At 73.4% G+C, this 9,874-nt stretch carries 11 protein-coding genes; 2 read left to right on the top strand and 9 right to left on the bottom strand.

Annotated elements, in window-relative coordinates; all coding sequences use genetic code 11:
- The first annotated feature begins 141 nt into the window (after positions 1 to 141).
- Complete coding sequence (locus ACFXA3_RS23650) at positions 142 to 1,407, top strand: MFS transporter (RefSeq protein WP_385189765.1); 1,266 nt, start codon at positions 142 to 144, stop codon at positions 1,405 to 1,407.
- Between the two features lie 81 nt (positions 1,408 to 1,488).
- Here ACFXA3_RS23650 and ACFXA3_RS23645 read toward each other — a convergent pair whose 3' ends face one another.
- The 6 genes from ACFXA3_RS23645 to ACFXA3_RS23620 all read right to left on the bottom strand — a co-directional run bounded on the left by ACFXA3_RS23645 (position 1,489) and on the right by ACFXA3_RS23620 (position 6,350).
- Positions 1,489 to 1,845 carry a cytidine deaminase gene (locus tag ACFXA3_RS23645; protein WP_385189762.1) on the bottom strand — a complete coding sequence of 119 codons (357 nt, stop codon included), beginning with the start codon at positions 1,843 to 1,845 and terminating at the stop codon, positions 1,489 to 1,491.
- A gap of 61 nt (positions 1,846 to 1,906) precedes the next feature.
- Positions 1,907 to 2,260, bottom strand: coding sequence for an MmcQ/YjbR family DNA-binding protein (locus ACFXA3_RS23640; protein WP_385189759.1), 354 nt, complete (start codon positions 2,258 to 2,260; stop codon positions 1,907 to 1,909).
- Complete coding sequence (locus ACFXA3_RS23635; RefSeq protein WP_385189756.1) at positions 2,257 to 3,561, bottom strand: hemolysin family protein; 1,305 nt, start codon at positions 3,559 to 3,561, stop codon at positions 2,257 to 2,259. Before ACFXA3_RS23635 ends, ACFXA3_RS23640 begins: the two co-directional genes overlap by 4 nt.
- Positions 3,558 to 4,055 carry an rRNA maturation RNase YbeY gene (ybeY, locus tag ACFXA3_RS23630; protein WP_385189754.1) on the bottom strand — a complete coding sequence of 166 codons (498 nt, stop codon included), beginning with the start codon at positions 4,053 to 4,055 and terminating at the stop codon, positions 3,558 to 3,560. Before ybeY ends, ACFXA3_RS23635 begins: the two co-directional genes overlap by 4 nt.
- A gap of 13 nt (positions 4,056 to 4,068) precedes the next feature.
- On the bottom strand, positions 4,069 to 5,112 hold the full coding sequence (locus ACFXA3_RS23625; RefSeq protein ID WP_385189752.1) for a PhoH family protein: 1,044 nt from the start codon (positions 5,110 to 5,112) through the stop codon (positions 4,069 to 4,071).
- 140 nt (positions 5,113 to 5,252) lie between these two features.
- Positions 5,253 to 6,350, bottom strand: a complete 1,098-nt coding sequence (locus ACFXA3_RS23620; protein WP_385189750.1) for a PfkB family carbohydrate kinase — start codon at positions 6,348 to 6,350, stop codon at positions 5,253 to 5,255.
- 223 nt (positions 6,351 to 6,573) lie between these two features.
- On the opposite strand from ACFXA3_RS23620, the gene ACFXA3_RS23615 reads away from it, so the two are divergent.
- Positions 6,574 to 7,872, top strand: coding sequence for an MFS transporter (locus tag ACFXA3_RS23615; protein WP_385189747.1), 1,299 nt, complete (start codon positions 6,574 to 6,576; stop codon positions 7,870 to 7,872).
- Here ACFXA3_RS23615 and ACFXA3_RS23610 read toward each other — a convergent pair.
- From ACFXA3_RS23610 to ACFXA3_RS23600, 3 genes are all read right to left on the bottom strand, one after another.
- A complete protein-coding gene (locus ACFXA3_RS23610) occupies positions 7,869 to 8,774 on the bottom strand; it encodes a ribonuclease Z (RefSeq protein WP_385189744.1) in 906 nt (301 codons plus the stop codon). The genes ACFXA3_RS23615 and ACFXA3_RS23610 overlap by 4 nt on opposite strands.
- 3 nt (positions 8,775 to 8,777) lie before the next feature.
- Positions 8,778 to 9,137, bottom strand: coding sequence for a histidine triad nucleotide-binding protein (locus ACFXA3_RS23605; RefSeq protein WP_385189742.1), 360 nt, complete (start codon positions 9,135 to 9,137; stop codon positions 8,778 to 8,780).
- A 99-nt stretch (positions 9,138 to 9,236) separates the two neighbouring features.
- Positions 9,237 to 9,874: 16S rRNA (uracil(1498)-N(3))-methyltransferase (locus ACFXA3_RS23600; protein ID WP_385189739.1), on the bottom strand; the 638-nt coding region annotated here is incomplete at its 5' end.

Here is a 9,874-nt window from a genome sequence, read left to right as displayed (position 1 = left end):
GTGTCCAGCAGTTGCGGCAGGTCCTTGATGACCGGCACGAGCAGGGTCTGCATCACCGCGACGACGGCCCTGCTCCGGGGGTTGCGGCACCGGTCCCAGCGGCGTCGCACGGAGAGGCCGCCGGTCTGGCCAAGGCACCGGCTGCGCTCCGCGGCGGCTCTGCCACGGCGCGTTCACCGCGCCTGGTCCGTCGCGGCCGTCACCTTCGTGACGATCATCGGGGCCGCGGCCTTCGCCTCCCTTCCCGGCCTGCTCATCGAGCCGCTGCACGAGGAGTTCGCCTGGTCGCGGGGCACGATCGGCTTCGCCGTCTCGGTGAACCTCGCGCTGTACGGGCTCACCGCGCCCTTCGCCGCCGCCCTGATGGACCGTTTCGGCATCCGCAGGGTGGTGGCCCTGGCCCTGCTGGTCATATCCGGCGGCACGGTGGCCACCCTGTGGATGACGGCGTCCTGGCAGCTGGTGCTGTTCTGGGGCGTACTGGTGGGCCTGGGCAGCGGCTCCATGGCGCTGGCCTTCGCGGCGACCGTGACCAACCGCTGGTTCACCGCGCGGCGCGGGCTGGTCACCGGCATCCTGACCGCGGCCGGCGCCTCCGGCCAGCTGGTCTTCCTGCCGCTGCTGTCCTGGCTGGTGGTGCACCACGGCTGGCGTCCGGCGGCCGTGACGGTGTCGCTGGCGGCGCTGTCGGTCGTCCCGTTCGTGTGGCTGCTGCTGCGCGACCACCCGGCCGACGTGGGGCTCGCGCCGTACGGGGGCACCTGGGCCGAGAAGCCGGCGCCGGCCGCGGGTGCGGCGCGCCGGGCGGTGACGGTGCTGTTCAAGGCGGCCCGGACCGGACCGTTCTGGCTGCTGGCGGGCACCTTCGCGATCTGCGGGGCCTCGACCAACGGGCTGGTCAAGACCCACTTCGTACCGGCGGCGCACGACCACGGCATGCCCGTGACCGCGGCCGCGGGGCTGCTCGCGGTGATCGGCGTGTTCGACGTGATCGGCACGGTCGCCTCCGGCTGGTTCACGGACCGCTTCGAGGCGCGCCGCCTGCTGGCGGTGTACTACGCGCTGCGCGGGATCTCGCTGATGTTCCTGCCGGTGCTGCTGGCGCCGTCCGTGCACCCGCCGATGGTCTTCTTCATCGTCTTCTACGGGCTCGACTGGGTCGCGACCGTCCCGCCGACCATCGCGCTCTGCCGCGAGCACTACGGGGAGGACAGCGCGATCGTCTTCGGCTGGGTCCTTGCCTCGCACCAGGTGGGCGCGGCGCTGGTGGCCTTCCTGGGCGGCCTGGCCCGCGACGCGTTCGGCTCGTACGACCTGGTCTGGTACGCCTCGGGCGCACTGTGCGCGATGGCCGCGCTGATGGCGATGGTGATCCGCCGCCGCACGCACGGTCCGCTCGCTGCGTGAGGACGGCGGCACGGCGCCCCCGGGGCGGCCGGCGGTCCGACGACGGCCGCCCGAACAGCGGCGCGGGCCGGGCGGCCGGGGTCAGGAACCTGCCGGAACCGTGGACCTGAGGGTGCCGTCCGGGGCCGCCAGCAGGACCGGGGTGGCCGGGCCGCCCAGGTCGCGGACCGCCGCGCGGTCGGCGGCGGCCACCGCCTCCGCCGAGCTGACCACGGCCGCGGCCTCCAGGGACTCGGCCCCGCTGGCCACGGCCATCGCGACCGCCGTCTGCAGGGCGCTCAGCTTGAGGGACTCCAGGTCCACCGTCCCGGCGACGTAGGTGCGGCCCGTCTCGTCCCGTACCGCCGCGCCCTCGGGCACCCCGTTGCGGGCCCGGGCGCTGCGCGCCAGCGTGATGATCTTGCTGTCCTCGGGGTTGATCCCGGTGGTGTCGGTCATGGTCGAAAGCATATGGAGCGCCCCGGAGGGGCCGCACGACGGCCCCGCCGGGGCGCCCTCATCACGGCCGGTCGAGCCGCAGCCGCTCCGCCCTCGGCAGGCCGGCGACCACCAGGTCGTACGAGTCCTCGATCAGCTCCCGCACCAGCGCGTCCGGCAGCCCGCCGACCGTCACCGTGTTCCAGTGCCGCTTGTTCATGTGCCAGCCCGGGGCGACCGCGTCGTGCTCCGCCCGCAGCCGTACCGCCTGCTCCGGCTCGCACTTGAGGTTCACCCTCAGCGGGTCCCCGTCCAGCGCGGACAGCGCGAACATCTTGCCGAGCACCTTGAACACCGAGGCCTCCGGGCCGAAGGGGAACTCCTCCACCGCCGCGTTGAAACCCAGGCAGAACCCGCGCAGCTCCGCCGGCGTCATTCGCCCTCCCCGCCCTCGCCGGCCGCCGGAGCCACCGGCTCCACCAGCACGGTCACGATCTTGTTCCGCCGGCCCGCCGGGGACTCGGCCGTCAGCCGCAGCGGCCGCCCGTCCGGCAGCTCCACGAGCGCCGAGGCGCCCGCGATCGGCACCCGGCCCAGCGCCTTCGCCAGCAGCCCGCCGACCGTCTCCACGTCCTCGTCGTCGAAGTCCTCGACCTTGAACAGCTCGCCGAGGTCGGTGATGTCCAGGCGCGCCGTCACCCGGTAGCGGTCCTCGCCCAGGTCCTCGACGGGGGCGAGTTCACGGTCGTACTCGTCGGTGATCTCGCCGACGATCTCTTCGAGGATGTCCTCGATGGTGACGATGCCCGCGGTGCCGCCGTACTCGTCGATGACCACGGCCACGTGGTTGCGCACCTGCTGCATCTCCCGCAGCAGATCACCCGCGTTCTTGGTGTCCGGGACGAACACCGCCGGCCGCATCGCGGTCGTGACCAGGTCGGCCTCCGCGTCCCGGCTGATGTGCGTCTTGCGGACCAGGTCCTTCAGGTACACGATGCCGACGATGTCGTCCTCGTTCTCCCCGGTCACCGGGATGCGCGAGAAGCCCGACCGCAGGGCCAGCGTGGTCGCCTGACGGACCGTCTTGTACCGCTCGATGCAGACCAGGTCGGTGCGCGGCACCATCACCTCGCGCACCAGCGTGTCCCCGAGCTCGAAGACCTGGTGCACCATCCGGCGCTCCTCGTCCTCGATCAGCGACTCCTTCTCCGCGAGGTCGACCATCGCGCGCAGTTCCGCCTCGGAGGCGAACGGCCCCTTGCGGAAGCCCTTTCCGGGTGTGAGCGCGTTGCCGATGAGGATCAGCAGCTGCGGGATCGGCCCCATCACGCGGGCGAGCGGGACCAGGACGTACGAGGCCGCCGTCGCCGTGTTGAGGGGGTGCTGGCGGCCGATGGTGCGCGGGGAGACGCCCACGGCCACGAAGGACACGAGCACCATCACCGCGATCGCGACCAGCAGCGCCTTCCAGTTGTCGCCGAACTCGTCGAGGCAGACGTAGGTGACGAGCACCCCGGCGGCCATCTCGCAGGTGACCCGCACGAGCAGCGCCACGTTGAGGTAGCGGGTGGGGTCGGCGGCGACCTGTGCGAGCTTCTCGCTGCCGCGCCGGCCCTCCCGTACGGCCTGCTCGGCGCGGAAGCCGGAGATCCGGGCGATCCCGGACTCGGCGCACGCGGCGAACCAGGCCACCACCACCAGCAGCACCGCGCCGGTGATCAGCTGCGGGGCGGTCACGAGACGGTCGGGGCCGGAGACGGACCGGTCAGGCCGCGCTCACCGCGCCAGCCGTCGACGATGGCCGCCTGGAGGCCGAACATCTCGGCCTTCTCGTCCGGCTCCTCGTGGTCGTACCCGAGCAGGTGCAGCACCCCGTGGACGGTCAGGAGCTGGAGCTCCTCGTCCATGGAGTGCTGCGTCGGGGCGTCCTCGCCCTGCTTCTTCGCCACCTCGGGGCAGAGCACGATGTCGCCGAGGAGGCCCTGCGGGGGCTCCTCGTCGTCCTTCGACGGCGGACGGAGCTCGTCCATCGGGAAGGACATGACGTCGGTGGGACCCGGCAGGTCCATCCACTGGATGTGGAGCTGCTCCATGGCGTCCTCGTCGACGACGATGACGGAGAGCTCGGACAGCGGGTGGATCCGCATCCGGGTGAGCGCGTAGCGGGCGATGTCGAGGATCGCCCGCTCGTCGACCTCGGTTCCGGACTCGTTGTTGACGTCGATCGACATGGTGCGCTGGGTTCTACTTCCGCTGGTAGCCGTTCCGGGACCGGTCGTCCTGGCTGTCGTCGTACTTCTCGTACGCATCGACGATACGGCCGACGAGCTTGTGCCGGACGACATCCTCGGACGTGAGCCGCGAGAAGTGGATGTCCGGGACCCCTTCGAGGATCGTCTGGACCTGGCGCAGACCCGACTTGGTGCCGCCGGGGAGGTCGACCTGGGTGATGTCACCGGTGATGACGATCTTCGAATCGAAGCCGAGACGGGTCAGGAACATCTTCATCTGTTCCGGGCTCGTGTTCTGCGCCTCGTCCAGGACGACGAAGGCCTCGTTGAGGGTGCGCCCGCGCATGTACGCGAGCGGGGCCACCTCGATGGTCCCGGCGGCCATGAGCCGCGGGATCGAATCCGGGTCGATCATGTCGTGCAGCGCGTCGTACAGCGGGCGCAGGTACGGGTCGATCTTGTCGAAGAGCGTGCCCGGCAGGAAGCCGAGCCGCTCGCCCGCCTCGACGGCGGGGCGGGTCAGGATGATCCGGCTGACCTGCTTGGACTGGAGGGCCTGGACCGCCTTGGCCATGGCGAGGTACGTCTTGCCGGTACCGGCGGGGCCGATGCCGAACACGATCGTGTTCTTGTCGATCGCATCGACGTACCGCTTCTGGTTGAGGGTCTTGGGGCGGATGGTGCGGCCGCGGCTGGAGAGGATGTTCTGGGTGAGCACCTCCGCGGGCGTCTCGTCCGGGCCGTTGCCGTTGCCGCTCGCCTTGAGCATGGCGATCGAGCGTTCCACTGCGTCCTCCGTCATCGGCTGCCCGGTGCGGAGCACCAGCATCATCTCGTCGAACAGGCGCTGGATCAGGGCGACTTCCGCCGCTTCTCCGACCGCGCTGACCTGATTGCCCCGAACATGGATGTCGGCCTTCGGGAAGGCCTTCTCGATCACGCGCAACAGGGCGTCACCCGAGCCGAGCACCGCGACCATCGGGTGCCTGGCCGGAACGGTGAAGTGGGCTCGCGCCTGCCCCGGCGCCGGTGTCTGGGCTGTGGGTGTCTGAGTCATGGGCCGGCACTGTGGCCTGCACATACCTCCCGCTGAGGGGCCTCGCCGATCGACGACCTCCGGAGTACCAAGGGTACGACTCCGCCGGACCATCCCCGAGGGGTTTTCCCCGCCCCTCGCCCCGCCGGGGCCGGGCCGGCTCAGACCGGGTGGCGGAAGCCGATGGTCGGGACCGCACGCCGCCGGGAGGCCGGCTCCGTGCCCGGCGGGACCAGCGCGTCCAGGAAGGCGTAGCGCGGTCGCAGGGCCTCGGGGGCCGTGCGCCACCAGTGGGCCACCTCGGGCCAGCCCGGGGCCGACAGCGAGCCGCCGAACTCCTGGACCGAGAGGGCCGCCGTCAGGCCCGCGAAGGCCAGCCGGTCCGCCAGCGGCCACCCCGCCAGGGTGCCCGTGACGAAGCCCGCCACGTAGACGTCGCCCGCCCCCGTCGGGTCCAGCGCGTCCACCGCGATCCCGGGCACCTCCGCCGTCTCGCCGGTCCGCCCGTCCACCGCGTACGAGCCCTCCGCGCCCATGGTCACCACCGCGACCGGCACCCTCTCGGCCAGCGCCCGGGCCGCGGCTCTCGGACACTCGGTCCGCGTGTACCGCATCGCCTCGCCCGCGTTCGGCAGGAACGCCTCGCAGTGCTCCAGGTCGGCCAGGGCGTCCAGGTCCCAGCGGCCGCTCTCGTCCCACCCCACGTCCGCGAAGACCCGCGCCCCGCGCCGCGCCGCCTCCGCGATCCACGCGTCCGTCCGCCCCTGCCCCAGGGAGGCCACGGCGGCCCGGGTGCGCGGCGGGCACTGGGGGAACGGCCCGGGGCCCGCCGGGGGCGGGGCCTCGTGGCCGTGCGAGACCATCGTGCGCTCCCCCTCGTACGCCATCGAGACCGTGACCGGGCTGTGCCAGCCGGGGATGGTCCGCGACATCGACAGGTCGATGCCCTCGCCCTGCTCCAGCGCGTCCCGGCAGTACTCGCCGTAGTGGTCGTCGCCGAACGCCGCGGCCAGCGAGGTGCGCAGGCCGAGCCTGGCCAGCGCGGTGGCCATGTTGGCCACGCCCCCGGGGCTGGAACCCATGCCGCGCGCCCAGGACTCCGTACCGCGGACCGGGGCCGAGTCGAGGCCGGTGAAGATGATGTCGAGGAAGACCGAGCCGGTCAGGTAGACGTCGAACCCCGGTTCGGCGGGGTCCCGCAGCGGACCGAGCGGGTCCACGGCTGCGCTGCGGATGGTGCGGCTGTCCCGACTGGTCACGGTGTACTCCCCGTTTGGTGCGAAGGCTCGTTTCTGCAAGCGGGCATGGAGTGGAAAGCTGATGGAAAGCTGCCAGCCCTGCCCGTCCCCGGCACGGCCAAAACCCAGTGTGTCGCACATCACTCTCATGCCGCTCTTCTCCGGGTCGCGAACCACTTGATAGACAAGGGCGCCGCGGTTCCGCGGAATCTTCCGCCGCACCTGCGCACCACCGGGAACTGCCGTGTCCGACAACGCCTCCGCGCCACCCGCCTCCTGGCCCCTGGTGGCCCTCTTCACCGCCGGATACGTCGCCTCGTACCTGCTCCCCACCGTCGTCGGCCGGCTCGACGCGCACCTCCCGCTGAGTCCCGCCCAGGCCGGGCTCGTCGGCACCGCCCTGCTGCTCGGCTCGGCCACGGCCGGATTCACCCTGGCCTCCCGCATCCCCCGCCACGGGCCCCGCCCGCTGGCCCGGCTCGGACTGCTGCTCGCCGCCCTGGGCTACGGCACGGCGGCCTCGACCACGGTGCTCCCGCTGGTGGTCGCGGGCGTCGTCGTCGGCGGCTTCGGCTCCGGTACCGCCACCGCCGTGGCCGCCGCCGGGATCGCCGGGCAGCGCGATCCCCACCGCACCTCGTCCCTCGGGCTGCTGTCCGTCTCGGCGACGGCGGGGGCCCTCTACCTGGCCCTGCCGCGCCTCGGCGGCGGGCACGCGCTCCCGTTCGCGGCCATCGCCCTGGTCGCGGCCCTGGCCTGGCCGGCGACCGGCCGGCTCGGCGGGCCCACCCGTCCGGGTCCTTCCGTACGGGGCACCGGGCGGCCGCCGCACCCGCGCGCCGGGGCGGTGCTGACGGGCTGCCTGCTGTTCTGGTCGCTGTCCCAGGAGGCGCTGTGGGGCGTCAGCGGCCGGATCGGCGCCGAGCAGGCGGGCCTGCCCGAGGCCACCCTGGGCGTCGTCTTCGCCGTGGCGCTGGGCGCGGGCCTGCTCGGGGTCACGGCCGCCTCCGCGTTCGGGGCCCGGCTGGGCCGGGCCGTCCCGGTCGGCGCGGGCACCGCCGCCATCGCGGGCTGCATCGTGCTGACGTCCGCCGCGGACGGGCTCGCCGGGTTCGCCACCGGGGAGATCCTGTGGAACGCGGTGTACCCGGTCGTCCTCTCGTACGTGATCGGCCTCGCGGCGGCCCTGGACCCGCGCGGCCGCTGGGCGGTGCTCGCCGGCGCCGCCTCCTCGCTGGGAACGGCCTGCGGGCCCGTGACGGGCAGCCTGCTCGCCGAGGCGTTCGGCTTCCCGGGCATGGGGCTGGTGCTGGGCGCGCTGCTGCTGACGGTGGCCGGACCGCTGACCGCCGTCGCGCTGCGCGCGGGCGCCCGCCCGGCGGCCGCGGAGCCCGTCCTGCGCGGCGACACCCCGGCGGCCTCCCCCGCGGGCGGCCCGGAGCCGACGGGCGCGCCCGTCCGCGTACGCCGCACCCCGCGCAGGATCCTGCTGCTCCCGCCGGCATCCGCCCGCACCCGCCGCGAGACGGAGGACAGCCTTTAGCCGCGCTTCGGCAGCGGGACGCGGGCGAGGTCCGCGGCGATCGTCAGTTCGCCCTCGAAGCCGGCGGCGCGGGCCTGGCGTTCGAACTCCTGCGGGTCCGGGTAGCGCTGCGAGAAGTGCGTCAGCACGAGGTGCCGGACGCCCGCGTCGCGGGCTGTCCGGGCCGCCTGGCCGGCGGTGAGGTGCCCGTGGTCGGTGGCCAGCGCCTCGTCCTCGTCGAGGAACGTGGACTCGATCACGAGCATGTCGCAGCCCGCGGCGAGCTCGTCCACGCCCGGACACAGCCGGGTGTCCATGACGAAACCGAAGCTCTGCCCCGGCTTGTGCTCGCTGACGTCGTCGAGCGTGACCCCGCCCAGCCGCCCCTCGCGCAGGATCCGGCCGACGTCGGGCCCCTTGATCCCGTGCCGCGCGAGCAGTTCGGGCACCATGCGGCGCCCGTCCGGTTCGGTCAGCCGGTAGCCGAAGGACTCGACGGGGTGCGAGAGCAGCCGGGCTTCGAGCGTGTACGAGGGCTCCCGGGCCAGCGTCCCGCCCTCGGCCACGGGTTCCTCGCGCAGCGCTACGGTCTCCCGGTAGGCGGTGGCGTACCGGAGCCGGTCGAAGAACTTCTGCCCGGAGGCCGGGTAGTGGGCGGTGACGGGGTGCGGGACCCGGTCCAGGTTGATGCGCTGGATCACCCCGGCGAGGCCGAGGCTGTGGTCACCGTGGAAATGGGTGATGCAGATCCGGTTGATGTCGTGCGCGGCCACCCCGGCGCGCAGCATCTGGCGCTGGGTGCCCTCGCCCGGGTCGAAGAGGATGCCCTCGCCGTCCCAGCGCAGGAGGTAGCCGTTGTGGTTGCGGTGGCGGGTGGGCACCTGGCTGGCGGTGCCCAGCACCACGAATTCGCGTGCGGACACGGTCTATCCGGGGGGCCACTGGAGGCCGCGCCCGCCGAGGAGGTGCGCGTGCGCGTGGAAGACGGTCTGGCCGGCTCCGGCGCCGGTGTTGAACACGATGCGGTAGCCGTGCCCGTCGATCTTCTCGTCGGCGGCGATGCGGCCGGCCTCGCGCAGCACGTCGGCGGCGACGGCCGGTTCGGCGGCGGCGAGGGAGGCCGCGTCGGGGTAGTGCACCCGGGGGATCACGAGCACGTGCGTGGGCGCCTGCGGGTTGATGTCCCGGAAGGCGAACGTCGTCTCGGTCTCCGCGACCACGGTCGCGGGGATGGTCCCCGCGACGATCTTGCAGAACAGGCAGTCCGCCTGCGGTTCCCCGGCCATTGCTCCGCCTTCCGTGACAGGGGCGTCGACGGGCCGCCGACGCCGATGTTGATCAGCCCGGGCATCGTATCCGGCGGCGCCGGTGGCCTCCTGCGTGTTTCAGGACCAGCGGCCGGTGCGCGCCAGGAGGACCGCGGTGGCCGCGGTGCCGGCGGTGGAGGTGCGCAGGACCGACGGTCCCAGGCGGTGGGGGTGGGCGCCGGCCTCCGCGAAGACGGCCAGCTCCTCCGGGGAGACCCCGCCCTCGGGGCCGACCACCAGGACGATGGAGCCGCCGGCCGGGAGCTCGGCCGTGGCCAGCGCCCCCGCGGGGGCGTCGCGGTCCTCGTGCAGGACCACCGCCAGATCGGCTCCGGCCAGCAGCGCCGCGACCTGCTTCGTGGACATGGCCTCCGCCACCTCGGGGAAGCGGACCCGGCGGGACTGCTTGCCCGCCTCCCGGGCCGTGGCCCGCCACTTGGCCAGGGACTTGGCGCCGCGGTCGCCGCGCCACTGCGTGATGCAGCGCGAGGCCTGCCAGGGGACGATGGCGTCCACACCGGTCTCGGTCATGGTCTCGACGGCGAGCTCGCCGCGGTCCCCCTTGGGCAGGGCCTGGACGACGGTGATCCGCACGGCCGGTTCCGGTTCCCCGCCGGTGGCGGAGACCGAGACGACCAGCCGGTCCTTGCCCTCGGCGGCCTTGACGACGCACTCGGCCCAGCGGCCGCGCCCGTCGGTGAGGACCACGTCCTCAC

It is taken from the genome of Streptomyces sp. NPDC059456 (assembly GCF_042750055.1).
GTDB lineage: Bacteria > Actinomycetota > Actinomycetes > Streptomycetales > Streptomycetaceae > Streptomyces.
The sequence above is the reverse complement of the archived record's forward strand: the minus strand, read 5'-3'. Positions and strand labels throughout refer to the sequence as shown.

Bases quoted from the DNA above. Each gene is read 5' to 3' on its own strand.
- ybeY (WP_385189754.1), bottom strand. From the start codon at position 4,055: ATGTCGATCGACGTCAACAACGAGTCCGGAACCGAGGTCGACGAGCGG.
- ACFXA3_RS23640 (WP_385189759.1), bottom strand. From the start codon at position 2,260: ATGACGCCGGCGGAGCTGCGCGGGTTCTGCCTGGGTTTCAACGCGGCG.
- ACFXA3_RS23605 (WP_385189742.1), bottom strand. From the start codon at position 9,137: ATGGCCGGGGAACCGCAGGCGGACTGCCTGTTCTGCAAGATCGTCGCG.
- ACFXA3_RS23625 (WP_385189752.1), bottom strand. From the start codon at position 5,112: ATGACTCAGACACCCACAGCCCAGACACCGGCGCCGGGGCAGGCGCGA.
- ACFXA3_RS23645 (WP_385189762.1), bottom strand. From the start codon at position 1,845: ATGACCGACACCACCGGGATCAACCCCGAGGACAGCAAGATCATCACG.